Here is a 26,002-nt window from a genome sequence, read left to right as displayed (position 1 = left end):
GGACACGCACCAAGAGTCGCCCGATCTACTGCGGAGCAGATAATTGCAGTACCAGGAGGAGGCGAAATCATGGCATCCAGCGGTTCCGAGGCTGCTCGCTGGGACAGCGGGGACGACGCGGCGCGCCGGTTCGAAGACAGCGGGCCGTTCCGTGACGAGATCGAACGGTCGCGATCCGGCAGTGAGACGGGCATCGTGGGCGACCCGGATGACATCGAAGCCCGGGCAGACCGGCTCCTGGCCAGTGGCGCTGTCCCTGCCAGTGCGGTCATCCAACTCGCCGCGTCGGGTGCTACCTCGACGTTGCCCTCACTCGAGCGAGTAATCGCAGCCTCGGACAACACCTCCGCTGCGTGGGTGTCGCGCGCCGCACGGGCCGCGCAATGCGTCGCCCGTCTTTCACTTCGTCGCATGGGCCGGGAGGTGCCTATAGGGACGGGGATTCTGGTTACCCGTCAGCTGCTGCTGACAAACTGGCATGTCCTTCCCGACCAGGACACAGCTCGCGATGTGGTCGTCGAGTTCGATGCCGAGGTAGGCCCCGACGGCGTGCCGAAACCGACGAGGCGATTCCTGTTGAATTCTGGCTCGTTCATGGTGGGTGACCCGCACTTGGACGCCTCCTTGGTCCTCTTGCATCCGGACAACGAAGGACAATTTCCCGGTGACAGGTTCGGGCGCCAGCTCCTGGTCCCGATCCGGGGTTCGGTCCTGGTTGGGGAGAATCTAAACCTGATCGGGCACCCGCACGGTCGTCTCAAAGAGCTGTGGACCCGGGGAAACCGTTTGGTACTCGTACTCGATCAGTTTGTGCAGTACTACACCGACCAAGGCGTGGCCAACTCCGGTTCACCGATATTCAACGACCAGTGGGAAATGGTGGCGTTGCATCACGCCGGTGTGCCGAGACGCGACCAGGCTGGACATCTTCTGCGTCTGGATGGCACACAGTGGCAGGAGGGCGATGATGACGACCAGATCGACTGGGTTGCCTGCGAAGGGATCCGAGCCGACGCCATCGTGTCCTGGCTCGACACGATCACACCGTCACTACCCGAGTCCGCTCAGGTGCTGCTGTCGGAGTTGCGCAGTGCGACCGACTCCGGCGGCGTGACAGCACCGGCACCGTCCCCGCACGCGGTCGGCGATTGGTTCGCCGCACTCGCCGACAGCAATCCATTGGTCGGTCAGCTCATCGAAGAGGCGCAACACCGTCCCGAAGACTTCCGTGCCGCTGATAGCGTGCAGAACCGCATGATCGACCTGGTCGCGTACCGGTACAGCGAACTGGATCCACAGACCGCACAGCTGTTTCGCCGGGCCGCGCTGATCGACGCCGAGGGACTGGATGCGGGGATCGCCGCACGGCTGCTGGACTCCGACCGTGCCGATGCCTCGCGCATGCTCGATCTACTGGCCGGTCAGGGCTTGATTGTCGAGCGACCGGACGGCCGCATGTACTTCACCGATGAGCCCGTACAGCGTTTCGCGGCAACGGAATTGGCGAATAGTGAGGAGGAGGAAGCGCGGCTTGCGCTCCAGGAGGAAGTGCATCGTTGGTTGTCCGGGCGCGATCACCTTCCGGAACCGAGGCTGGCGCGTGATTTCTGGACCACCGAGGACGAGCTCGAGCACGCCCCCTATGCCAACGCGATCGCATCATTCATCCAGCATGAATCGACTCAGCCGCCGCTGACCATCGGGGTCAAGGCTCCGTGGGGTGCCGGCAAGACCTCGCTCATGCGGATGGTGCAGAAACGGCTCGATCCAGGTGTGGGGGAGGACCCCTTCGGTACGTCGCCACCGGGCGCCCGCACTCCGCGCCCCATACAACTCGACCCGACGTCACGAGCGGTTCTGATGGAAAGGCCTGCCCCTGACCGACAGCGGTTCCGGTTTCGCCGTTGGAGAAGAGAGACGGCGGCGCAGACTCAACCGGTGAGCGTTCGTGAGGCGCTGCTGCAGGCCGAGGAACCCCTCGGCGCCGCACAGCCGATTCCCCTGCTGCGCGCCGAACAGCGTGGCCAAACCAGCGGCCTCGATCCCAAGGATTGGCGCGCGACAGTCTGGTTCAACCCCTGGATGTACCAAAGCGGCGAACAGATCTGGTCCGGACTCGCCCACGAAATCATCACTCAGATCACCGCACGACTGCCAGTCGGAGACCGCGAACGATTCTGGTTGAAACTCAACCTCGCCCGGATGGACCGCGGCGCTGTCCGGCGCCGCGTGTACCGGACGATCCTGGAACGGCTGCTGCCGGTCGCACTGTGCGTGGCTGCGGGAATCGCTGTCGCCCTCGTCGTACTGCTACTGGCCCAATTGTCCGGCTCGAGCATCCCGCTGGGCCCCACGACAAGCGGGATCGTCGCGATCGCAACCTCAGCCGGGATCGTCGGCTCGGCCATTCGCACCTATGGCTTCTTCGGCCAAGCCGCAGCTGGGCCATTGGGCGGTCTTCTACAGGGTCCCGCAGCCGGAGGGTTCGGCCGCGTCGTGGGCGACGAGATGAAGGGGTCATTCGACCTGTTTCCAGAACCCGGCTACGGACCGAAGTCGGGGCTGCTCTACCTCGTTCATATGGACATGAAGCGAGTCCTCGACCTGGTCGCGACAGAGGATCGTCCACTGGTCGTGTTCGTCGACGACCTCGACCGGTGCACACCCGGCACCGTCGTCCAGGTCATCGAAGCGGTCAATCTCTTTCTCGCCGGTGAGTTTCCGAACTGCGTCTTCGTCATCGCGATGGAACCACGAGTCGTGGCCGCTCACATCGAAGTCGCATACAGCGATCTCAACACGGCCCTCCAAGTCGGCCACGCACGGGGCGACTGGGCCACGCTCGGCTGGCGCTTCCTGGAAAAGATCATTCAACTGCCGCTGAGCTTGCCTGCTCCCCAAGGTTCGGGTGACATCGGAAACTACGCCCGAGGCCTGCTACAAGCCAACAGACCCAGCCCACCGACTGCCGCTGCGGTGTTCGCTTCGGACCATCAGCCAGAGCCGCGACGCCGTGAGGATGCTGACGTCGGAGCAAACGGGCGGATCCACACGCCGCAGTCGCGGGAGCCATCGGCCGAGGCCGCAGAACGAGACCGCCCTGGCATGCTCGACCTGGATCTCGTGCGACGGCTGACTGCCGAGATCCGGCTCCACACTCCTTCACCCACAACTCTGCCGGAGGCGGCGCGCGCCGCTCAACAGCTCCTTGTTCCGAACGCTCCAACTGATCCTCTGCGTCCAGAAACCATTGCCGCTGTGGAGGCTGTTCTCAAGGACCTTTATCGCGACGCCGATGCGGCGGACGCCATCGCGGCAGCGCTGCCGAGCCTTGCCGCGACGACCCCACGCGAGATCAAGCGGTACATCAATCTGTTCCGCTTCTACACCTTCGTCGCGCAACGCCAGCGTCTTGACGGCCGGATGGCGCCGTCGGCTGAGCAGATAGCGAAACTTGCTGCGCTGGCTATCCGCTGGCCGCACCTGATTTCGCTGCTCGGGCCATCGTCGAACGACGTGGAACATCCACTGGAGGTGCTCGAGCAGGCGAGCCGTGACGACACACGGTCTTGGGGACAGGCGCTCGCCGTCGTGGGGCTGATGGCTCTTCCTGCCGAAACCGATCTGCCGATGTGGTGTGCGGACCTTCGGATGTTCCTGGCGGCAGGCCCCAGGATCGGGACGTTGGCTGCCCGACTGCTCTGAACAACCATCAGTCCGGCCACCGTGATGTCGCCCCAGATCTCGACATGCGGGAAGCGGGGGGAGCGCTGGCCTCGAAATCACCCTATTGTCAACGAAGTTTGTACTGCGAGTCCGTGTACGTAGTGGTCGAGTCGCCCTCCGGACACAGTTAAATAGCAGTTCAGGGGCGTAATCGAAAGATTGCGCCCCTTCTGCGTCCACATTGCGGTCCACACACTAAGGAATCTGAGGGGATTCGGCCTTAGTAGAAGGACTGCGCCAATGGCACGGACCCGCAGACCACACCCCGCGTTCGCGTTTCGTAAGGACGGCTCGACCGTGAGCCAAGTGCGCTACCGGGTTCCCCACCCCGGCGTCTCCGAGCCGGTCGCAACCTCCCAGACGTACGATGACCACACCGCCGCGATCCGATGGGCGAAACTGCTCGACCGTGTCGCGGACCGCCTCGTCGCGGACGCACCGCCAGAAGCATGGAACGCTCGAGCTGCGGAGAAGGCGCGAAAGGGCTCTGTTGTTCGACTGGGCCGTGGCAACCCTGCCCCCCTCAGCGAGGCAGGCCTGGTTGGCGACGCTGGCTGTTGGCCAGACGGTCACTGACCTACAACGCCAAAGGCGACCTCGAGATCGCCTTACTGCCTGTGCGGTGCCCCGATCGGCACCCGTGACGCGGACCTGATCCGGGTCGCTGGTGCTCGCTGGGCGGTCGGCTGGAGTACTAGGCGCCGCAGGTATGGCGCGCGGAGATACCGCTGTGTCATCGATGGCTCGGCAGATCTCCGACGGTGCACAGCACCTTGTCGATGAGCACGTTCGGTTCGAATCGAGCGGCATCAGATGTGCGTGGTAGCTGGTTGAAACTGATCGTCACGGCGCTGGTCGCGGTCGCGGCGACGAGCACCACGAAACCATCCATGCCGCCGTTGTGGCCCCACACCTCGAGTCCGCAACTGGTGGTCCGCCGGAACAGTCCGAGCCCGACCCCGGTGATTCCCGGGATATCGACGGCAATGGTCTGGGTCATCTCGGCGAACTCCGCTGCCGGTACCACCCGGCCGGACAGTAGCGCGGTGAGAAATCGATTCAGATCACGCCCACTCGACACCATGGCGCCATCCGGGAGCCCCCAGTTGGGGTCGATATCGGTGATGTCTACACGCTCGTGACCGAAGTAGTGGTAGGCCCGCGGGTGTGGTCCGCGGATCTCTTGTTCCGCAGGATAATTCGGCCAGTATGTGTCGGTGAGGTCGAGCGGGCGGATCACCCGTCGGGTGACTTCGTCCGCGATCGACGCACCGCTGATGCGCTCGACTACTTGTCCGATCAGCAGGTAGTTGGTATTCGAGTAGCGGAATCTCGTACCCGGTTCGAATATCGCTGGTTGGGCCAGCGCGAGGTCGATCAACTCCTCGACGGGGCGTGGTCGGCGAAGATCGGCCTCGGAGAGCGGTCCGAGCAACGGCAGATAGTCGGGTATGCCGCTGGTGTGGTTGAGCAGCTGGCGCACGGTGATCCGGGTTCCGTCGCCACCTGGACCCGCGATCGTCCCGGGGAGATAGTGCTCCACCGGAGCGTCGAGTGCCACGCTACCTTCGGCGATCAGCTGCAGGACGACGGCAGCGACAAAGGTCTTGGTATTGCTGGCTATCCGCACGCGCGCCGCATCCGGGAACGGTGTCTCGGCGGTGAGGTCGCCGAACCCGCCATTGAGCTGGATCTCACGGTCGCCGTTGGTCGCCACCAGTTGCGCGCCAGGGATGCCGCCGCTGCTAACGAGCTGATTCAGCTCGGATTCGATCTCGGCGCGAGGGAATTGCGCGGGTGGGGGTGCGCATGACGCCACGAACGCCGACATCACGATCACAGTCGAGATTGCCATCGAAACCGCTCGGGTGAATCGCATGGTGCCCCACTCCGGTGGACGAGGTCGAGCGAGAAACGCTGCCACAGATTCTAGGCGACCACCAGGTGCGTTCACGGGCCGGTTCATGGCCGGACTGGGAATCTGACCTGGTGCGCTGAAGAATCACAGCCCGATCACCCGGGGGTCCACAACTGGATCCGCCGCGAGCAGGTCGACACCGGCCAGCGTCCCCGGGGTGACCCGCGATGCCGCCGAGGAGCTGCGGAAACTCCGGGCCGACGTGCGAGAACTGAAGCGCGTCACGGCCGACCGCTATGTACTTGAAGTAGTCGGGTCAGGTAGACAGCCTGCATGGGCAACTCGATCCGGAGCGCAGTGCCGAGTTTACCGAGCAGTCCGGCGTCTTTTGAGCGCCTGAGGGGCGATCGGATGGTGGAGAAGTCAAGGAGTTCCAGCTATGACGTGGCTCCGTGGTACTCGGTTGGGCTGGTACCCGGGTCATTGGGGAACTTTGTCGATCAGCTTCATGACGCCGGTCAGGACTCGGGCGTAGTCGGGTGCGGTGGCGTATCCGGCGGCGGCTATCTCGCGGGCGAAAGCGTACGGGTCTCGGGTATGGGCGAAGGCTTTCGCGTAGCGCCGGTTCAGTAGGACGCGCGCGTGATCGTCGAACGAGCCGGCCGGGCTGCTGTACAGGCGGAACCAGTCCTTGACGACGTAGTCGAAGCGGCCGTCGGGACGTTGGGTGACCGAGACGACCTCCGGGTACTGCACCGTGGACGTCTTGTGGACTTCCTTGGTCTGGCACAGCTTTCGTTGGGCTGCGGGGAGGGTGGTTCGGGCCTTGATGCCGAAGTAGTTGTTGCCGCAGGACCGTTTGCCCCACCCGGATTCCAGGGCGGCCTGTCCGAGCGTGACCAGCCAGGGGATACGCGAACGCGCTTCGTTGGCCTGGGCGTGCGGGCGGTACTTGCGGACGAACTCGACGACGTGGGCGGGCACGTTCCCCGCTGGTTTCGGTGTCGGCCGCGGTCCGGGCGGCGTCGGCGCGGTACCCGAGCCGAGCCCGGGGACCGGGCCTGCGAACAGTCGGCTGGGCGTCAGCGCGCCTTCCCAGCTGAGGTCGACATGGACGTGATCGGTGTGCGGGTTCGTGCCGCCGTAGGGCCGCCAGCCCTTGGCGCGGGATTGCCAGCTCCACTGCCTGCGATTCCAGATGATGTACGCGACCTGCAGTTCGACCGCGTTGGCCTGCATCCAGGCGACGTACGCATCGGCCTGGGCACGTTGGCGGGGGTCCGACACCAGCGCATTCAGATCGATCGATCTGCCTTCACCGTGCAGTGACGGGGTGCCCCAGGTGGTCTTGCGGCAGGAGTGGGTCCCCGCACTGCGGCCCGTCAGCCGCTTCCACTGATCCGCCATCGCGCGAGCACCGGGTTGCTCCTGCTTCGAGCATGCCTTGAAGGTGCCACGTCGCACGATGCCCCTGGCTCGGTCACCTGTCCCGGAGGGGGTGGGCGTGGGAGCCGGTTGCGGTGCCGGGGCCGGCCCTGGCACCGCTCGTGGCCTGGGCTGTCTCGCACCACGCGACCGGTAACGCTCGACCGCACCGAGTGCGGCAGTCTTCGCCGCGCCGCCGAAGTACGCCCAGGTGTCCGGCCGCCCTCGGACATCGACGTGTGCGAAGGTTTTGCCGATCCCGAGTCCGATGTTGTTGCCGTAGGCCTCGATCGCGATCTCGGCGATCTGCAGCCCGGTCAGTCCGGCGATGGTGATATCGGCGGCCTGGCCGCTGCAATGCCTGCTGAGGGTTGGCTTCTTGTTGCGCTGCTTGTACACGGCGGCATTGCGAGCCCACGAGCGATACCCGGAGCTGATCCGGACCGGTCGGCCCGCGCGCACCCGGATGGCCTCCAGGCATTGGATCAGTGCGGGGGAGATACGAGCCCGATCGGCCGCACGTCCGCCACTGGTGACCAGTTCACCCACGGTGAAGTGCGGGGAGATCTGCTGGCGACGCACTTCGGGTCCGGTGTCATAGAGCGGCAGGCCGGTCTTGTTGGGATCCCAATGCTCTTGGCCGGGTGCTTCCGGTCCCGGCCGCGCCGTCAGAACCAGTCCGGAGGGGAAGGTCTCGCCTTCGATGAAAGCCTCGTCCTCGCCGAAGGTTTCATCGAACTCGTACTCCTCGACCTCACCGGACTCTTCCTCGAGGTCTTCGTTCTCGACCTCTTCGTAGTCGATTTCTTCGCCGTCGACCTCTTCGCCGTAGGGCGCGGTTTCCTCGTCGGCCTCTTCGTACCCGGCGTCCTCCCCGGCATATCCGTACTCGGACGACTCGGGATCGACGTCTTCGTAGTCGGCGTCCTCGTATCCGAAGGTTTCCGGATCCGCGTCCTCCAAATCGGCTTCCTGATCGGCGTCCTCGGCGTCGAGGCTTTGATAGCCGTATTCGGCACTGTCCGTGTAGTTCTCGCCGAGATAGGCCTCCGCTACCTCGCCGAGGTACTCGGAATCTGCCTGCGTGGTCGCGGAATCTTCGTTCTGCCAACCGGTTTCGTCGGCGCTTTCGGATATCTCGGCGAACACATCTTCGCGCGTGGGCCAGTACCCGGATTCGGGTGACGATTCGGGCGAAGCGAAGATCGACGATTCGGCAACGGTGCTCATGACAGACTCCTCATCGATCGCGTCAGTAGGTGTTCTGGTAGACGACATCGCGTCGTTGTTTCGGGGGTCGCGCCGGTGCGGGCGCGGGTTTCCCGCCGAGATCGGCCCAGCTGACGGCCGCTCGGCCGCTGGTCCAGAAGTTCTTCGCTTGACGGCGGGCGACGAGTTCGACGCAGGCGGTATGCGCGCACTGGCTCGCGGCCGTGCGTTCGGGATGGAACTCGTAGTAGTCGAGCATCGAGATCTCGATCTTGGTGGCCGGATTCTTGCGCCAGTTCGCGCCCGCGGGTGGCAGCACGCGCCACTGGACGCAGTCGATGGCGCCGTAGGCGAATTGCAGGTCGGTGTCGCCGTATTCGCTCTGTTCGATCCGGGTGACCCCGGCCATGCCGCCGCGGGCGATCGACTTGCGAATCTTGGCCCGCACGCCACTGGAGCGACGGATCATATCGAGGACGTCGATATTGACCTCGGTGCCGGTGGCGTCGAGAAAATGCTGGAACAGTCTGGCCGCGAGCGGTCCGGCGGCCCGGACCCGAGCCATCGCGACCATGGCCACCTGGCGTGGTTCACCGACCGCGCAGGCGCAGTCGGCCAGGGACTTGGCATCGAATTTGCGACTGTTCACACTGCACTGCTTGGCGAACTTCTTCTGCTGCTCAGCCCACGATTTTGTGGGCGTCCGGTCGTCCTGTGCGGGCGCGCACTTGCCGAGGGTTCGCCGGGTGCGCTTGGTCGGGGCTTCCTCTTCGGCGGCTCGATGTCCCTTGCACGCGCACTCGTGTGCGTCGGACTCGGCGACGTACTCGGCTTCCTCCTCGGAGGTTTCGCCCCAGTACTCGCCGTCGCCCTCTTGCGTCGCGAACGACTCGTCCTCGGCTTCCTTGCCTCGGGTGATGCCTCGCATATCGGCTGAGGGATCGGCCAGCAGTTGCCAGCCGAAGGTGCGTGGAATCGCGTTGTGCGCCACGCTGGTGCGCTCGACTCGGAAGTTCGGTGAACCCGCGGCGCGGACCGCCGCACCGACGCGCTCGCTGTGCCGCGCGGTCCCTTCGCCGGGTCGGTATAGGACACGCAGCGCGCCGGTGCCCGCGGCCATCCGCTGACGAGCCCACGCGATGAGCGGCGTCGGGTCGTTGTACAGCGCGTCGAAGGTGTGCACCTCGTCCGGATCGGTGTGCGCCAGAATTGCCATCAGCGCCGCCCCGCCACCGGAGTGGGCGGTCAGGATCAGTCGGTGCCGCCGCACCCTGGCCCCGGTCGCGGTGGCGAACCGGGCGAGCGCGTCATCGATCAACGATTGCAGCGCACCAGGTTTCAGCAATGCCGGGAAGGTGTAGCGCTGCTGATTCACATACCGCCCCTTCGGCTGGTGATGGCCACGCGGCAGCACCAGCAGGGTGGGGTTCGTGCGGCCGACCGCGGCCTTGTTCGCCGGGTCGGTGAAATCCAGGCCACTGATGGGCTTCTTGTGCTTGACGATGTTCATCGCCGCGCCGTGCCCGGAGTACCCGTGCAGATGGACGACCACATCGACCACCGACGGCTGGACCATGCCGTTCCATTCGACCAACACGTCCGGCGGGGTCCCGGCGTGCGAACGCAGCAGCGGGTGGCGCTGCACGATCAGCCGACCCGGTGTCACCGTGGTGAGCTGTGGGTCCTCGTAGGCGTCGGCGTCCTCAGAGTCGGTTTCGTAGTCGGCCTCGTGATAGCCGGTCTCGGTGAACTCCACGTCCTCGTTGTCGTCTTCGTAGTCACTCGCCTCGTCGTACTCGGCCGCAGAGACGTAACTCGCACTGCTGTCACCGCTTTCGTGCCACGGGGTATCGGCTTCCTCGTGGCCCCAGCCGGTTTCCGCGGCGTACTCGGTGTCGCCCACGGTCTCGGCGAACACATCTTCGCGAGTGGGCCACATGCCGGTATCGGGTGTCGACTCGGGCGAGGCGAAGATCGACGATTCGGCAACTGTAGTCATATCAAGCTCCCAATCGGTGTCGCGCTGGTGGCGACTCGGCGGACCAGCGGCTCATGGCCGAGGGACTCGGACGGCGGGATGATGCCCGTTCGTCGACGGTGCCGTGGGTGCGTTCCCGGCGGAGAGGACGCTCGTCGGCAGCAACTTGGATGGTTGCGCGGACCGAACCTGCGCCGCCGGTTTGCGGACCGTGACGGCCAGGTCTTTGACCCGTTCACCGGTCGCCGACTGCCACAGGTCGATGATCCGGTTCATCGTCTGCGCGGGACGGGGGTCGACAATGTCCCTGGAGCGGTACAGCAGCTCCGCTTGCTGTGGTGCGTCGAACATCCGCAGCTCGATCGACCACAGCAGTGGTGAGACCACCGTCCCGAGTTCGAACAGTTCACGGGCCTGCCGGGACGGTGCCACGCCGACGCGAGCGCCGACGGTCGCCAATCGATCGGCCGGATTGCCGCCGGCGAGACCCGCATTGGCGCTGAGGTCGCGCACCACCGCGCTCTCGTGCTCGACGGTGAGGTGGAACCAGCTCAGCATGCAGACGTTGCTGAACTCTTCCCGCGAGAGCATTCCGCCGAGCCGCCGCAGCCGCAGCATCTCACCGATGGTCTGGCAGAGGTAGGCGACGTAGCTCGAGTCGGTCGGATTCGAGCCGGAGGTGTTGCGGTCGTTCTCGATGCCCAGCCACACCTGCCGCAGCAGCTCGTTCCACATCTCGATGAACCGGGTGTTGCTGGTGGCGACCGCATCTCGCTTCCACGGTTGACCAGCCACACCTGGCGTCGGGTGGGGCAGATCGAGCCCGAACATGCGCCAGTAGGCATTGCGCCGGTTGACGCGGGCGTCGGGGCGCAGCTGACTGGTGAGGCCGCCGACCCGGAACAACGGCGGGTCACGAAAGAACAGCTCTTCGGTCGCACGGACCCAGGCCATCGTCTCCACCGAGGGCGCGGGCAGCGATTCGCCGACGACGTACCGCCGCACGACCTCCGCGAAGATCTCGAAGATGCCGGTGCTTTCGAGCAGGTACGCATAGAACATGTGGTCCCACAGCAACTTTCCGCCCAGGCCGACCGCAGGCGGGTTGTAGCCGAAAGGGAGTGGGAAGGTTGTCGGGGGAGCCGGACGGGCGACGCCGGATTGGAAGGACTGGAGGATCAGGTTGCTCGGAATCGCCGTCATCCTGATGGCGGCCGGGTCGCCGAGCGGGACGGGATTGTCGGTGAAGATCGGCGCCAAGGTGGACACGCCGCCCGATGCCCAGATTTCGTCCAGCCATCGGCTCAACTGCTCTGGATGAAAGGTGAAAACCGCGTCCGCCGGCGTGAACGGATCGTTCGGCGCGGCGACCAGTGTGGCCAGGGTGCGAAACATGGCGCTGCCTCTTCCTTATTCGGATGCTGTATCGGGCTGGGAGCGGTAATGCCCACCGTGGCAGCAGGGGTCTCCACACGAAGGCAATGGCTTGGGGTCGTGCGTGACGAACGCGATGTCACGGATCTTCTTGTGGCAGTCCCGCAGTTGCACCGCGACCGCGAAGGCGGGGTCGCGCAGCGGGATCGGACAGGGGATCTGCCCGCCGAGCACGGTCTCTACTTGCGGAGGCAGTTTGTTGCTGTGCACGACGACGGCCTGAACGGCGTAGTCGGGCAGCTCCTTGTCGAATACGAGTTCGTCGTCGGTGTTGACACGGACCGACAACGTCTGTGTCAGCGGCCCGTTGGACGAGAGATTCCTCGACCCCAGGTTGTACTGCAGCATGCTGAAGGCGGCGAGGGTGAAGTCGTTGCCTTCTTTGAGGTCACTCTTGGGCGGTGGTGGGCAGTCCGCGGGAAGGCGGCCTGACTGTTGCAGCACCTCCGCGACGAGGTTCTTGACGTCTTCGCGCGTCATCACCGGGGGCGGTTCGTTGTCCATCTCGGTTTCCTCTCTCTGTGCTCATCAAGCGGCGACGGCTCGATCGCCGCCCATCCGCCGCAACCAGTTCTCCATCTCCGTCGGCGGATTCGGTGATTCGAGGCCGCGCAGTACGGTCAGTGCCAGGATTCGCATCGGGTCGACTCGCTGCAGGTAGGTCGAGGTGTACAGCGAGGCGCCCGCGCGATCTGCCAACCGGTTGAGCTCGTTCGGCGAGACGCGGCGTGGGTCGGCCAAGGCCGAGAGCGGGACGCCGTTGAACGCGCGCATCGGCATGCGCGTGCACACGTCGACGATGCCGGGCAGCAACGACATGCTCGCGCCCACAACAGCTCTGACATCGGGGGCGGCGTGCTCGAGGGGATGTCGGTCCATCCACCGGCGCGCGAGGTCGTCCCACGGGCCGGTGCCGAACCAGGATCGGCACAGCGCCGCGTTGAACTGCACCCGCAGCGCCGAGATGGGATGGGGATCTCCGATCGGCATCCGGAACACCGCACGCGACGGACCGTCCACGACGGTGGCCAGCGCGGGTACCGGAGCGAAGCCGAGTAGGCAGAACGCGTAGACATCGGCCGCGACCTCGGACGCCCAGCTCTGCCAGGCATCGGCGGCCAGCGGACTGTGCGGGGTCAGAGCCGTGTGCAGCGCGGCTGCCAATTCCTTTGTCCAGTCGGTCAAATGGGCCACCTGGTGGCCGGTCTCGTGGACCAGGGATGTGGGCTGCCACAGGTTGTGCCGGGTGATCTTGACGGCGGCGGCGGGTGAGAGCGTGGCGTCCCATAGCCGCGCTCCCGCCCGCAGGATGGAGGCACCCATCCCCTTGTCGAGGTAGGTCAGTACCGGCGGAGTATCGATTCCCAACGGCCGCAGTATCTGGTCCATGCTGTGCACGGCCAGCGCGTCCAGTCCGCGCAGGACGGCGGCCATCCGGGGGTTCGTTCTGGTATTCACCGCGTCGCAATAGAAATCGACGATCGCCTCGGCGCGGCTGTAGCGGCGCCGGAGCGTGAGCAGTTCCGCACGGGCGGTCTTCAGATCGGCGGGACTCGACGCGGCCTTGATGGTGAACAGTGTCCGGTCGGCCTGCGCGGTGAGTCGCTTGGCGTGAGCGGTCAAGGTGGCTCGCACGCTGATCCCCAGGTAGGTCTCCAGCTCACGCCACGCGGCGGCAGAGGCACCGACCTCGAGGTCGGCCAGCGCCGCGCAGGCGCGGCGCCAATGCCTGGCCTCGGAGGCGAGCGCGGCGGTCTCGGTGGTGAACCCGTCGGCCATCACGACAACCCGGGAGTAGCAACGACTTCGGGGACCGGAACCTGCCCAGCGCCTGCCTGCACGCCGGTGAAGGTCACCGTGAGCGTGACACCGTCGGCCGGATCGGCCACCGCGGCGGCGAATTGCGCGCCGCGCTGGGTGAGGTAGTTGGCGATGCCGGTGCTCGTCGCCGCGGCGAGGTTGCCTGCCAGCGTGGCCGCGACCGCGGGGTCGGTGACCGAGGTGGCCTTCAGCAGTCGCTTGGCGATCCGATACTGCAAGCGCGGCAAGAAGATCTCCCGCAGGGCCGACAGCACCGCGGGCAGGTCACGCTGACCGGCCGGTGCGGTGCGCTGCAAGCGGGCCTGCAGACCACGAGCACGCCGTTCGGACAGTTTGACCACCACGGCCAGGCGTTTGGCTGTCGGATCCCAGCGCACGACGGTCAGGCGACGGGGACGACGGGCCTTGCGGGCGGGCATCTTGCCCACGCGCACCCGGAAGTACCGCTGGCCGGGGACCGGGCGATAGGCGCCCGGTGTGGTGCCGACTCTGCGTGCCCGGCCGAGCGCGGGCTCACGCAGCAGCAGCCCCGCGGCCTCGCCGGTGAGCGGCTGGAACTCGTCATCGGCGGGTCTCTCCGCGGCAGGCAGGGTTTCGTCCCTCGTGAAGTGACCGGGCAGGGTACCCGGCAGCGTCTCGTACAGGTCGATCTCCGCCTGCACCGGCCACTGACCGACACCACGGTCGAGCAGATAGGTTTCGAGGGTGCCACCGTCGTTCCAGCGCACCGCCCGCGCCACCTGCCGGGGGATCGGCACCGCGAAAACCTTGGTGTACTTGCGGAATCGGTAGCGAGGCCGAGTGGCGCGCGGCATCATCACCCAGAAGCCACCCTCTTCGGCGGTCTCCCGTTCGGGCAGATCGGCACGTAGCAGCCGGTCCGGGAGATACGCGGCGGCCGCTTCGGCGAAGGCGCGCTGGACCGAGGCACTCACCTGCAGCGGATCGCTCAGCGCCTCCTCGGTCAGTTCGTCGAGTACCCGCGTTACGGTCGCTTCGACGGTAGAGGCCAGCGCCTCACCCGCAATCGTGTCTTCCTGCTGGTCTGTCGATTCCAGACCCAGCGCGGTGAAGCCGACGCCGACGACCGCCCGAGCCAGCATGGTGGCGGGGTCCTGTCCGGCGACCTTCGCGATGGTGCGCGCGGCCTCGGGCCCGATCATCCCCCTGATCAATTTCGCGAGTGGCCGCGCGATGAGGTTGACCAGCTTCGTGCGCGCACCGGTGACCTTCAGCCCGAGTTTGATCAGCGGCCGGATGGCCAGGATCGCTGGCACGAACTGCTCGATCTCGGCGATCGGATCCTCGGAGCTGGTGTAACCGCTCAGCTGGGCGGCCAGGCGCGCGCGAGCGTCGTCGAGCTCGGCGACCACGTTGTGCTCGGGCTCTTCGGCGTCGTCGAACGTTTCGTAGTCGGCTTCCTCGGCTTCGTCAGCGTCCTCGGCCGCGAACAACTCGAGCAGCTCCTGATCGAACGCCTCTGCCATGAGAGCCGCGGTACCGAGCTCGCCGTCGACTTCATAGTCGGCCTCGTCGGCGGCCTCGCCGATGCCGAGCCGCTTGGTGAGCAACGGCACCAGCGGACGGATCGAGGCGGGCAGGATCTTGGTGAGTGGGTTGATCAGCTTCTTGACCACGCCCTTGAGCAGCGAGAGCCCGATCTTCTTCAGCCGATTCAGCAGCGGGCCGATCAGGTGCTTGCCGATGGTCTGCAGGCCGCTCTTGATCGTCTTCAGGCCACTCTTGGCGATACCGATGACGCCCTTGATCGGGTTCTTCACGAATCCGACGGCTTGCTTGATCTTCGACTTGATGAATCTCTTGGCCTTGCGGACCAGCTTGCCCAGGAAGTTCTCGAACGCTTCCGAGCCCAGGGCCGCCGGGGTCTCGAGCGAATCGAGCAACTCGTCTACTTCGTGCTCGGCGAGCCCGTGCAGATCGGCGTTCTCCAGCCCGCCGGCGAAGTTGTCGATCGCGCGTTCCCACTCGGTGACGAGCGGGGCGATCCACTCCTGCAGCGACTCGCGGCACTCGGCCTCGGACGGGGTGACCGTCCACTGCTGAGCGTCGGACAAAGCACGCGCGGCCCCTTCGTTGAGGAGCTGCTCGAGCGCCTCGGTGAACTCCTCGTCGTGCATGGTCTCGAGGAACTCGGTGGCCAGTTGCGATTGTTCATCGGCCTCGGAGTAGGTGTGCTCGCCGAACGGGGATTCGGTGAAAGAGAAACTCTCGAACGGAGATTCGTCGAACTCCGGGTCGGCCTGTTCGGTCGCCTGATCCGTCGCCTCACCCAGCGGGGACATTCCCGCGAAGGGCGAAACGTAGTCCTCGGAATCGCCGCGAGACTCGATGTAGGAGTCGACTCGCATTGTGTTCACCTCCGCAAACGACGGCTGTTTCGGCATACTGTGCGGGTCCGTGATATGACCGAGCGTCAACACTTCGTGTCATCCGAATCCTTTTCTTCGCGAAGGGTGTTCAGTAGGTCCCCGATGCACGCCAGGGTGGCCTCGACGTCGGCGAAAACCCATTCGCGGCTCGAGTTCGCGTCATCGGTTCCGGCCAGTACTCGAATGATCAAACGACCGGTGTCGCGCCATACCCGCACCACGATCACGCCGCTCTTGTTGCCAGTCATCGGCCGACGGTCGCCTATCGGCCTACCCGATTGCGTCAACGCTCTGTGGACGGTGTTGACGCCGTGTTGACGAATCCGCAGCGTCGCCGGCGCAGGCTTGCCGCACTGGGCCACACCCGGGCCCGTGAGAGGGGAACTCCGATGCCGGTGTCCGCGTGCGCTTCTGACGCGAGCGACCAGAAACTCGCTATCTCCCTGCTCGGCGGATTCGCGCTGCGAGTCGACGCGAAGCATGTCGCGCTCCCGCAGCATTCCCGCCGAGTTCTGGCCTATCTGTCGCTGGACAAGATCGCCGAACCGGACTGCGACCGGGGCGTGCTCGCCGAACGACTATGGCCCGACTCGAGCGTGGAACGTTCGCGGTCCAGTCTCAGGACGGCGCTGTGGCGAATCCGTCAGGCCGGCCCGGCGCTGGTGCAGGGGGAGGGCGGGCGGTTGCGGCTGGCCGATCGGGTGGCGGTCGACGTCCACGAGTTCCGCCGGAACGCCGAGCAGATGCTGACCGAGCAGCGTGACTGTCCGCGCGAGCGGGCGCGACTGCTGGCTCGCACCAATGACCTGCTCCCTGGATGGGACGAGACCTGGCTTCTGCTCGCTCGGGAACAATTGCGGCAGTTGCGGTTACACGCACTCGAGGTGGACGCGCGCCGATTGTCCAGGCAGGGGCGCTATCTGGAGGCGATCGATGTCATGCTCGCCGTCGTCGCCGAGGAGCCGCTGCGCGAATCGGCCCAGACCGCACTGATCGAGGCCCATCTGTGCGAGAGCAATGTGGTCGAGGCGCGGCGGCAGCTCGGCATCTTCGCCGAGCTGCTGTGGAGTCAACTCGGCATCTGGCCCTCGCCCGAATTGTTCGGCAGGGTGGGGATGGTGGCGACGCCGCCCGCCCGCCCGCCGATCAGTCGATAGTCATGTGGCGCTGTGCCGTCGACGCCTGCTCCCAGGTGTGGGTGCCCGAGGCCGGATGCGAGCGCCGCGCATGGACCGACACCAACACGGTCACCTTCGTTCCGCGCGCGGGTACCGCACCGCTGGGCCAGCGTGCCGAGACAGTGCGCCGGCGACCCGGTGCCAGATCGAATCCGACCGCCGCGGTCAGCGCGGGGAAGAAGTCACCCGGATACGTGGCCGGTGCTGCCGTGGTCGTCCGGACGGTAAAGGTGACGACGAAGTGACGGCAGGCTCCCGCGGTCGCCGAATTGCGAACCCTGGCATGAAACCAGTTGTCCTGACCGAATTTCGGTGACAAGTGGGCTACCGCCTGATCGGCGGCGTGGCGGATCCACGGGGCGGGATCGGCCACCAACGTGACGCGGGCGTCGGGGGCCGGTTCACCGAAGCCGTAGACGAATCGGTGAAACGCGTCGACGAGATCCGTCGCACCGGAACCACAGACCAGCCACGACTCCAACACCGCAGTCGAGACCGGTATCGCACGGTGGGCGCGGTACAGCTCCGCCATCAGGGTGCGTAGTCGGTCGGCGCCGATCCGCTCGGCGATGCCCCGGAACAACCGGCCACCCCGGTCATACGCCGACGACGGTGTCGTGCGCTGGAACGGTGCGCGTGAGCACAACTCGACCGGTGGTTCGGTGTAGTCGAATCGCTCGGTCCGGGTGTCGCCGTCATCGCGGAAACTGGTGTACGCCTCGTCCCACCACCCGTCGGTCTGCGCGGCCGGGGTGACTCCCCGGGCGAACCAGGAGTGGAACACCTCGTGGCCGAGCGCACCCGCGGCGGTCGTGGCCGCGTTGGCGTACTCCATCCCACCGGAGGCGCCATGGAAGAAGCAGACGAACCTGGTGCCGAGGAATTCGCCGTAGGTACGTTCGTTCTCGGCCAGCAGTTCGGCGATTCGGGTGTTGAGCGCGGCCAGGCTTTCGCTGCCCCCCAACGGCTTCCAGGTTTCGACGATCACCGCTCGCCGCGAGACAGGCAGGACGGTGGTCGTGGATCTGACGGTCACCGTATCCGAGGGTCGCAGTTCGATCAGCGGGGACATGGTGGTGAACCACGCGGGAAAACGCACGGCCCACGAGTTGACCCCGACGACGGTCGCATCGCCGTTGGTGATCAGCGAGTGCGCGACCGAGTCGCCGATGATCCGCAATTCGAGTGCGAAGGGAAACCGGTCGAAGGGAAGATTCGAAGGAAACCAGGCTTCCAGATACCGACCGGCGAACAGATCGGACATACCGAGCGACCATCGCACCCGTCCGTTCGACAGCTGCAGCACCGGTGGATAGGCGCCTCCGAGATCAGCGGTCGGCGTCGCGAGCTGGTAGGCCATGGTCAATCGGTGCACCGATCCGGCCTTCTGCGCGACGTCGAGGACCCGGACCGTACTGTGCGGCCCGGCGCCGACATCGCGCGCGGCGATCATCGACGGTGGCAGTGCGACGCCGTCGAGTCGGCAGGAGTGCACGGACTGGCGCAGATCGAAGATCGGTGACCCGGACTGCGGGCCGATCTCATAGGTCATCTGCGCTTCCGCGGAGGCGGTAGCGGTCGTCGCATCGAGTGTGACGACCGCGCGCAGCTCCTGGATGTGCATCGCTACGGCGCGTAAGCCCGCGACCGTCGTCGGAGGTGGTGCATCGGTGAAATCGGCCGACATAGTGATTCCTTGCGATCGAAGGACCCGGCCGTTCGACGATGCTGCCCGGGCATGATCGCGAGCGTCAATGCCCCGTAGCGGCGGCGGCCGGTAGACCGAGGCGCCGACCGAGTTCGGGCGAGGGGCGCAGCGCGAGTTCGTGCCACAGACCGGTGGCGAACAAGTGGAACTGCCGGTGCGCTTCGGCGGCGTTTCCGGCGCCCAAGTGGGCATCGATGAGTACCGCCCTGGCCGATTCGCGCAGCGGTTCCTCCGCGACCACCCACAGGATCAGGTCGATGGCCTGAGGATGGCGCCCCTGCTCACACAACCGGCGGGCCACTGCCTCGAGGGTATGCAGCCGCAGCATGCGGACCTGTTCGCGGAACAACATCAGCCAGTCTTCGTCCCAACCGGGTAGCAGCTCGGCCGCCCCACACAGCAGCCGCACGTCCGGCGGTACGCAGGTGGTGACGCCGGAGAGCAGCCCTTCGGCGTACCGGCGGAAACAATGGACGTCGACCTCGACATGGTCGGCCAAGGCCACGCGCTCGGTGTCGCCGGTCAGTAGATGGGGGTCGACGCGGCGTATTCGCCACAGCGCGGTGCGCAGACTGGCCAGCGATCGGACCGGGGGAGAGTCCTCCCACAGACGTTCGGCGAGAACCTGCCGAGTGCATTCCCTGTCGCTCGACTTGCGCAGCGCCAGATAGGCGATGACCCGGCGGGCGTGCATCGGCAGCGCGGCCTCCACGCCGTCGATACGGAGTTCGAATCCGCCCAACAAGGAGAGTTGGGCGGACGCTCGTCCCGCATCGGAAGGGACCGGATCCGCGGGTGTGATCATCGTCCCGCCACGATCGGCACGAGTCGGGGATACCCGACGCATGCGACGTCGGGCCGGTTCGCTCGACGGCCGCGGCCGACGGTCGACTTTGATGTCCACATAGCCTGTACGTCCTTTGAGAACGCAATCGATCTCGACACAACAATGAGCTCGACATCAATGAGACCTCTTGTTCGACAGCCTCACACGAGTAGTTTCCTACTCGAATCGCTGGTGGCCGGTCCCCGTTAACGTGACCACTGTGCGGCGGGGTCGTCCAGAGTAAGTGTCCCACTCACCGCTCATCGTGGCTTCCCTGGAGGTCGAGGTGTGTGCGAGCATTCCGCAGTGGCTGGTGGAACCGATAATTGGCCGGTCGTCGACCTGGCCGACCTGCTCGAAGTGCTCGATCTCGGCGAGATCGCGCCCGGACGATTTCGGGCGAGGAACGTGACTTCGACGCTGCCGACGACGTTGGGCAGTCAGACGCTGGCGCAGGCGGTGGTCGCGGCCGAGCGCACGGTGCCGCAGATGGCGGTGCAGTCGCTGCACGGTGTGTTCCCGCGCGGTGGGCACGCCGATCGCGAGGTCGACGTGGATGTCGAGGTCGTCCAGTCGGGGAAGGCGCTGGCCACCGTGCAGGTGTCGTTCCGGCAGGACGGGCGCGAGCACGCCCGGGTGCTGGCCATGCTCAGCGTCGACGAGCCGGACTTTCTCGCGCACGATGCCGTACTGCCGCCCGAGGTGCCTGGTCCGGAGGAGTGTGCCGACCTGCCGTGTGCCCTGCTGCCGTGGGAGGTCCGGACGCCCGGTGGCGCGGACGCGCTGGCGCTCGATCTCGCGGGTCCGCCGTCCCTGGATGTGTGGATGCGCTGCGACAAGGCTCCCGATCTGCCTGTGTTCTCGCGGGCGCTATTGGCCCATGGCAGTGAGGGTTTCCTGGGCCCGGTCGCCTCGCGCCCGTATCCGCAGGCCGAGATCGCGCGGCGCGGTGGCCGCGGGCAGTCGGCCATGCTCGCCCAGACTGTCACCTTCCATCGTCCGTTCACCGTGCACGACTGGCTGCTGTTGCGCTGCGAGAGTCCTTTCGCGGGTGCGGGGCGCATGTACTCGCGGATTCAGATATTCACGTCCGCAGGCGAATTGGTGGCTTCGGTGGATGCGCAGGGCCTGATGCGCGCGGACGGATACTCCTCGAGAACCCACGACTGAGCGTTCCAGAGCCGACGTCGTATACGGGGCGTCGGGAGCCACAGCAGCTCCTCACCGGGCTCGAGATCGCCGTCTTCGAACGATCGCGCGTCGGCCGGGTTCACGGCGGCAGCGCCACGAAAGCGACCGGTCGGTCGTAAATCGTTGGCGTGGAAGGGATTCGGATCGCAATCCATCCCGGTGGCGGCCGCGAATACCCTGTGATCGCTTCCACCCGGGCAGGAACGGAGTCGCGGAATGCTAGGAATTCTGTTGCAGCTGGCGGTATTGGCGCTTTTCGTGGGCGTCGCGGTGGGGATCTTCGTGCTGGGGGATCGGGTGCGGCCCGAATCATGGCGGCACGACGACGATTCCGGTGCTGGTTCGATGATGCTGGACATGGTCAACATGTTCTTCGCCGCCATCGTGGCGTTCGTGGTGGTGATCCTGTGGCAGCAGTACGACACCTCGCACGCGCACACGGTGTCGGAGGGCAAAGCCCTGGTGGGCGTGTACGAGTCCGCGAACAGCATGCCCGAGCCGGATCGGGAGAAGATCCAAACCCTGGTGACCGCCTACACCCGACAGGTGATCGACGAGGAGTGGCAGGTCATGGACGAACAGCGCCGACTGAGCTCGTCCACGCAGGCGACGCTCGATGATCTGCGGGAGGCGGTGAATTCCGTGCCTGCTGCCACCGCGGACGCGAAGGCGGCCCAGGAGGAGACCGCCACTGCCGTTGCGGCGATCACCGATGCCCGCTTCGACCGTGGCCTGGACGCCGGCTATCGGTTGCCCTGGTTTCTCTACATCGCCTTGTGGTTCGCCACTGCCATGCTGTTGTTCGGCACCGTCTTCTCCGGTGTTGTGGTCACCAAGCGCAGCATCCTCATGACCGGGTTGTTCGGTCTGGTGATCGGTGCGGTCATTGTGGCTGTCTATCAACTGGATCGGCCGTTCGCCGGCGGTAACCACGTCGCCAAGGACGCCTACGAACTCGCGCTCGCGCGCTTCCAGCACCTTGCCGCGGAAACGTCGTCCAGCGGCGATATTCCTCGTTGACCGGGTCGAACAGCAATCAGTACTTGGCTTTCGGAGGCGTAGTGGGCGGAAAACGAAGAGCAGTACGAGGATTCGCGGCGGTGTCGGTGGCTGCGGCAGGGCTGGCCGTCCACTCACCGCTCGCTGCGGCTGATCCGGGAATACCGACGATCGACCAGATCATCAGCGGCAGTGCGGCTCCGGGCACCGAGGCCGCCGCGGGCGACGGACAAACCGGCGGGCTGGAGCTGGGGCTCGGCACCGGCAGCGGCGCCGCGAGTGAACCGGGCTGGTCGTCGGCGCCGACCGGAAGCTCGGCGGGGATGGTCCCGAACCCGGCAGCCGGGCAAGCTCTCGGCCTCGGCCCGAGCACTTCCAGCGGCATCGATGCCGCCCGTGCGACGATCGATCCAACCGCCGTGGATCCAGGGGCCTCCGATCCCGTGCCCGGTACGGCGCTGACGACTCCGGTCGCAGGCCCGGACACGCTCGGCGGCCTGCTGCTCCTCAACCCCGACCATGTGCTTCCCGCCTGTGTCGGCAGCGCGGCAGTCGGCAGCGCCGCACTGGGGTCTGGCATCGTCACCGGTAGCGGCATGGGCTCGAGCCTGGTCGGCCTCGGTTCCAGCGGAAGCGTCGGCTCGGGCTCGGCCGGTGCGGGCAGTGTGGCCGTCGGCAGCGCCGCGACCGGCAGCGCCCTGCTGACCTGCATGCTGTTGCTACCGGTCCCGGATCTGCCGGAGCCCGTTATCCCCCTGACCATTCCACCGACACCGGTGGCACCGGCCGCCGTGCCTATCCCAATGCCACTGCCCGAGGTGATCCCATCGATCCCCGCAGCGATCCCGCCGCCGCTGCCGCTGCCGCCACCCTCCGTCGAGTTCACCGCACGTGTTCAGCCACCCCCTGCACCTCCGCTCACGGCGCTGCAGGTCATGACCGTCATGATCATCACGATCATCGCAGGCGCGCGTGCTCGCCTGCGTGGCCGGAAGTAGTCGCTGAGGGCCGTAAAGACATCGCAGTGCCGACCCCACGCCTGGCAAGCGTCCATGGCTTCGATCTCGCCACCCAGCCGGAGAAAGTGCGCGAGGCCATCAGCCTCACCGGACAGTTCGCCGCTGTCGACGAAATCCTCAGTGGACATGAGAATCTCGTGCTGGTCGCCAACCTCCGGCGGCTCGAGAACCCCGGCGCTGTCGCCGATGAACTGCTCGAGCGTTTCTCGCTCACCGAGGCCGCGGCGCGCAAGGTATCGACCTATTCCGGCGGCATGCGCCGTCGCCTCGACATCGCGATGAGCCTCATCGGGAACCCGCCGGTCATCTTCCTCGATGAGCCGACGGCCGGACTCGATCCGCAGTCACGCATCGAGGTCTGGAAGACCGTCAAGGGGCTGGCCGACAACGGCACCACAGTGCTGCTCACCACCCAGTATCTGGACGATCGCCCAGCGCGTCGACGATACGCCTGTCGCCCCAAACGGTACATCTATTTCTGTATTCAGAGGAATTTGGATTGTTGGGACCGGCGGGCGCTAGCATGGCGACCATGGTCGAGATCATCCTGTTTGTCTCATTTGCCCGTAGTCGGGCGCGGTGAACGCCCGCCCGGTGCCGCGCCGCACCCGCATACTGACCACGCTGGCCGCGGTACTCGTCATCGTCGTCGGCGCGATTGTGCTGGCAGCGGCACGCAGCGACGACCGTGCCCAGAGCGCTCCGGCGCCCGAGGCCGGATCGACCGGTGAACCGGCCGCGGTGGTGCGTCCGGACAGCCACCGGCTGTCGGACCCCGCAGGTGCCAGGGTGACCCTGGTGGAGTTCCTGGACTTCGAATGCGAGGCATGCCGGGCGATGTTCCCGGCCATGGAGCGGCTGCGCGCCGAGTACGGAGATCGCGTCAGCTTCGTGGTGCGCTACTTCCCGATCCCGTCGCACGTCAACTCCGGCCGGGCCGCCCGTGCCGCCGAGGCGGCCGCGCAGCAGGGGCACTTCGAAAAGATGTATCAGCGGCTGTTCGAAACCCAAGCGGAGTGGGGTGAGAAGCGCGTCGCCCAGGACACGGTGTTCCGGAACCTGGCCGCTGAAATCGGCTTGGACATGACCGCTTTCGACATCGCCTACAACGACCCGCGCACCGCGGCGCGCGTGAATTCGGACTTCGACGAAGGCCTCGCACTGGGAGTCGCGGGCACACCCAGCTTCTTCCTCAACGGCGAGAAGATCACGGTGAGCGGGTCCCGCGACCTGGCTGCTGCTCTCGATGCCGCTGTGGAGTGACCTCGATGTTCAGGCATCGATGTGGGAGCCCATGATGACGGTGCGGTCACGTCGCGGGTTCGCGCCCTCGGCAGGACACGCAACACATGGGCAACTGGAAACGCCTGGTCATCGCGGATTCATATCCGATCTGACGGTGCGGGTCCGCTGGTACGGACTGGTTTCGATTCGGTCGTCCTGAGCGGTCACAGCAAGTTCGCTCAGTCCTGTATCCGAACGGGTTTCGGAACTCGGCTTCAGTGGTGTTCGAAGACGTGTGACTCGCAATGTTGAATGGCGGTGTTTTCGCGTTGATGGTTGGCGCTACAGCAGGCAGTTGCCTCGGGTCGGCAGGGCACTTATCGAGCATGGGCCTCGCAGACAACTGCGCGCGACATGGGCGCGGCCCCTTTCTGGCGCTTATTCGGGTCCCACGCCATTTGCGCGTGCGGCCGAGCAAGTCCCGCCGCAAGTTCGGCGTGTTCTCGAAGCGGCCCTGCACCTACCGCACCGCCGTGTGGGACGCCGACCATGTCGAGGCGTCGATGGAAGTCGATGTCGATGGGCGGTTGATGAAGTCGTGGGCGACCCGGTGCGTCGATACGGCGCACTGTGTGATCATGGGCGGCCGTCACCCCGAAGAGACCGAACCGGCTCAAGTGTCGGCTCGCCGCTGCTCGCGTAGGTGCAGGTTCGCGTCGCAGGCGATGTCTACAGTCGCGGTTGTCCGGTTTCGTTCGAACGACGAAGGGATTGCGGGTATGGCGGGCTTTCCGAATGGCGACTTCACCATCACCAACAACGACACCGGCCGGTGTCTGCGCGCCCGGCTCGGCAAAAGCACCGACCTCAGCCATTACAAGGAGGGCACGAAGTATCTGCTGCAGCGGACCGCTCCTCCGGAACTCGAGCTCGGCGATGCGGACGGCAGTATGGCGTGTGCCTGGTATCTGGAGACCAGCTACGACCGCAGCGATGCGGGGCCTCGTAACCAGATCGTGAACGTCGCGGTCCGTGACCTGCAGAACATCGGCAACCACTGTGTCGGCGCTCGTGCCAACGGCAGCTATGCCGGCGATGCCCTGACACGCCGTGTTGCTTTCGCGCGTGCCATTCGTGAGCGGCGCCTGGCTGCGACCATGCCTGCCGCGTGGACCGGAAACGAGCAGGAGTGGCAGGGGCTGGTCAAAGACACCATGAAGGTGATCGGTGACAGCCTCGTGTTCGGAAACGACGAGGAGCAGGCGGCGTTCGCGCGGAAACTGGAGCAGCAGGTGCGGGACACATGGGATCCGTGTCCGCCCAGTGCCTGGGTCGGGGACATGCAGGTCCTGTTCGACTCGATCCGGGCCTACGACAAGAAGTGGCAGACCGACTCCGAGCCTGTCCCGGACGAGGATCCACAGCCGGGCGGGGAGAGCTCGGCGATGGAGATGCGCGGCTGCGGGCAAGACCAGGGTGAGGGCATCACTCAGCGGTGGTCCACCGACGGGACGCATATCTGGTCCACCAGCGACCGCAAGTATCTGCCGGCGGTCGTGAGTTACTGGACCGATCGCGACGGGGTTCTGATCGGCCGGGACAAGAGCGACGGCTACGCCCAGCGCTGGACGATCCAACCCTGGGCACCGCCACCGGCCCGGTCTCGGACCGTCGATGCGACCGGTCTGCTGTCCACCGGCTTGTTCGGGCCACTGAGCAGCATCTTCAGCAATTGAGAATCGTCGGGTATCCCGGCACGGACGGCCGCCGCGATAGGTAAAGGTCTGCCCGGGGTACCCGGACTCCTCGAATTCGTCACCGAACACGACACAGCCCATAGCTGAGCAAACGCGCGACCGGGCGACAGTACGAGCCGCAGTGCCCACGGTAGTGGGGGGGGGGGGGGGGGCGGGGGGGGGGGGGGGGGGGGGGCGGGGGGGGGCGCGGGGGCGGGGGGGGGGGGGGGGGGGGGTGCGCCCGACGGCACAGGGGGGGGGGGGGCGGTGGAAGAGCCGC

Annotated in this window: 17 protein-coding genes and 1 pseudogene; 8 read left to right on the top strand and 10 right to left on the bottom strand. The window is 66.1% G+C overall.

Annotated elements, in window-relative coordinates:
• Positions 1-69: 69 nt before the first annotated feature.
• Positions 70-3,705 (top strand): P-loop NTPase fold protein, encoded by a 3,636-nt coding sequence (locus ACFWPX_RS02915; protein WP_378925407.1) that lies wholly within the window; start codon positions 70-72, stop codon positions 3,703-3,705.
• Positions 3,706-4,459: 754 nt separating this feature from the next.
• On the opposite strand, the gene ACFWPX_RS02910 is transcribed toward ACFWPX_RS02915, so the two are convergent.
• The 8 genes from ACFWPX_RS02910 to ACFWPX_RS02875 all read right to left on the bottom strand — a co-directional run bounded on the left by ACFWPX_RS02910 (position 4,460) and on the right by ACFWPX_RS02875 (position 16,089).
• Positions 4,460-5,581 (bottom strand): serine hydrolase domain-containing protein, encoded by a 1,122-nt coding sequence (locus ACFWPX_RS02910; protein ID WP_378925405.1) that lies wholly within the window; start codon positions 5,579-5,581, stop codon positions 4,460-4,462.
• Between the two features lie 483 nt (positions 5,582-6,064).
• Entirely contained in the window at positions 6,065-8,239 is a 2,175-nt protein-coding gene (locus ACFWPX_RS02905) for a glucosaminidase domain-containing protein (protein ID WP_378925403.1), read from the bottom strand.
• Positions 8,240-8,261: 22 nt separating this feature from the next.
• Entirely contained in the window at positions 8,262-10,217 is a 1,956-nt protein-coding gene (locus ACFWPX_RS02900; RefSeq protein WP_378925401.1) for a hypothetical protein, read from the bottom strand.
• Positions 10,218-10,268: 51 nt separating this feature from the next.
• Entirely contained in the window at positions 10,269-11,591 is a 1,323-nt protein-coding gene (locus ACFWPX_RS02895) for a hypothetical protein (protein ID WP_378925399.1), read from the bottom strand.
• Between the two features lie 15 nt (positions 11,592-11,606).
• A complete protein-coding gene (locus ACFWPX_RS02890) occupies positions 11,607-12,134 on the bottom strand; it encodes a hypothetical protein (RefSeq protein WP_378914135.1) in 528 nt (175 codons plus the stop codon).
• 24 nt (positions 12,135-12,158) lie between these two features.
• Positions 12,159-13,409, bottom strand: coding sequence for a hypothetical protein (locus ACFWPX_RS02885; RefSeq protein WP_378925397.1), 1,251 nt, complete (start codon positions 13,407-13,409; stop codon positions 12,159-12,161).
• Complete coding sequence (locus tag ACFWPX_RS02880) at positions 13,409-15,820, bottom strand: hypothetical protein (protein ID WP_378925395.1); 2,412 nt, start codon at positions 15,818-15,820, stop codon at positions 13,409-13,411. The genes ACFWPX_RS02885 and ACFWPX_RS02880 overlap by 1 nt, the downstream gene beginning before the upstream one ends.
• A gap of 65 nt (positions 15,821-15,885) precedes the next feature.
• Positions 15,886-16,089: a hypothetical protein gene (locus ACFWPX_RS02875; protein WP_378914132.1), complete on the bottom strand. Its 204-nt coding sequence runs from the start codon at positions 16,087-16,089 to the stop codon at positions 15,886-15,888.
• Positions 16,090-16,230: 141 nt separating this feature from the next.
• On the opposite strand from ACFWPX_RS02875, the gene ACFWPX_RS02870 reads away from it, so the two are divergent.
• Positions 16,231-16,998 (top strand): BTAD domain-containing putative transcriptional regulator, encoded by a 768-nt coding sequence (locus tag ACFWPX_RS02870; protein WP_378925394.1) that lies wholly within the window; start codon positions 16,231-16,233, stop codon positions 16,996-16,998.
• Here ACFWPX_RS02870 and ACFWPX_RS02865 read toward each other — a convergent pair.
• Together ACFWPX_RS02865 and ACFWPX_RS02860 are read right to left on the bottom strand one after the other, a co-directional pair.
• Entirely contained in the window at positions 16,988-18,706 is a 1,719-nt protein-coding gene (locus ACFWPX_RS02865; protein ID WP_378925392.1) for a hypothetical protein, read from the bottom strand. The two genes, ACFWPX_RS02870 and ACFWPX_RS02865, sit on opposite strands and share 11 nt — an antisense overlap.
• A 64-nt stretch (positions 18,707-18,770) precedes the next feature.
• Positions 18,771-19,532 carry a BTAD domain-containing putative transcriptional regulator gene (locus ACFWPX_RS02860; protein ID WP_378925390.1) on the bottom strand — a complete coding sequence of 254 codons (762 nt, stop codon included), beginning with the start codon at positions 19,530-19,532 and terminating at the stop codon, positions 18,771-18,773.
• 327 nt (positions 19,533-19,859) lie between these two features.
• Between ACFWPX_RS02860 and ACFWPX_RS02855 the strand changes: the two genes are divergently transcribed.
• From ACFWPX_RS02855 to ACFWPX_RS02830, 6 genes and pseudogenes are all read left to right on the top strand, one after another.
• Positions 19,860-20,723: an acyl-CoA thioesterase gene (locus tag ACFWPX_RS02855; RefSeq protein WP_378925388.1), complete on the top strand. Its 864-nt coding sequence runs from the start codon at positions 19,860-19,862 to the stop codon at positions 20,721-20,723.
• A 237-nt stretch (positions 20,724-20,960) separates the two neighbouring features.
• Entirely contained in the window at positions 20,961-21,764 is an 804-nt protein-coding gene (locus tag ACFWPX_RS02850; RefSeq protein ID WP_378914127.1) for a DUF4239 domain-containing protein, read from the top strand.
• Between the two features lie 80 nt (positions 21,765-21,844).
• Entirely contained in the window at positions 21,845-22,741 is an 897-nt protein-coding gene (locus tag ACFWPX_RS02845) for a hypothetical protein (RefSeq protein WP_378925386.1), read from the top strand.
• Between the two features lie 44 nt (positions 22,742-22,785).
• Positions 22,786-23,190, top strand: a pseudogene (locus ACFWPX_RS02840) (ATP-binding cassette domain-containing protein); the annotation flags it as partial.
• A gap of 151 nt (positions 23,191-23,341) precedes the next feature.
• Positions 23,342-24,025: a DsbA family protein gene (locus ACFWPX_RS02835; RefSeq protein WP_378925384.1), complete on the top strand. Its 684-nt coding sequence runs from the start codon at positions 23,342-23,344 to the stop codon at positions 24,023-24,025.
• Positions 24,026-24,450: 425 nt separating this feature from the next.
• Positions 24,451-25,722, top strand: a complete 1,272-nt coding sequence (locus ACFWPX_RS02830; protein ID WP_378925382.1) for a hypothetical protein — start codon at positions 24,451-24,453, stop codon at positions 25,720-25,722.
• Positions 25,723-26,002: the final 280 nt, after the last annotated feature.

Origin of the sequence: Nocardia sp. NPDC058518, from assembly GCF_042719655.1 — a bacterium.
Lineage (GTDB): Bacteria > Actinomycetota > Actinomycetes > Mycobacteriales > Mycobacteriaceae > Nocardia.
This window is presented reverse-complemented; position numbering and strand designations above follow the sequence as displayed.